General features: G+C 55.6%; 1 protein-coding gene. It reads right to left on the minus strand.

Going from position 1 to position 423, the window contains the following annotated elements:
• Positions 1-26: 26 nt before the first annotated feature.
• Positions 27-423 (minus strand): IS1 family transposase (locus tag AB1462_RS32250; protein ID WP_367249185.1); only part of this gene is annotated, 397 nt, incomplete at its 5' end.

Consider the following 423-nt stretch of genomic DNA (forward strand, 5'->3'; position numbering starts at 1 on the left):
GGCATCTCCCCCTCAAGGGGCAGTGTTTACATTGGACTCGTAATTAGATGCCTGTTGAAGAACAGAGCGAGGGTTATGTCGAGCATCTGATGGGTTTTTGAAAAGCGCTTTGATCGACGGTTGAAGCGGGCGAGGTTGTCGCGGATCGATGAGTTGGATGCCTCGATCAGATGTGTCTGCGCCTTGGTCTGGGTATGAGGCTCGCCGATCCCCATGCGCTCGAAGGCCAGATGATAGCTGGAGTTGGCATCGGTATAGATCGCCTCGATCGTGCCCACGGCCTGTTTGACGAGCCGGTAGATGGTCATGGCGCTCGTCACGCCCTTGTCGCCGATATGATAGGCAACGACCCGGTTCTGACGGCGGCTGAAGGCGGTCCAGATCACCGCCCGCTGCTGTTTTTTTGAACGAAAGTATAGATCT

The organism is Pseudomonas sp. SB113 (assembly GCF_040754745.1).
Classification (GTDB): Bacteria; Pseudomonadota; Gammaproteobacteria; order Pseudomonadales; family Pseudomonadaceae; genus Aquipseudomonas; species Aquipseudomonas grimontii.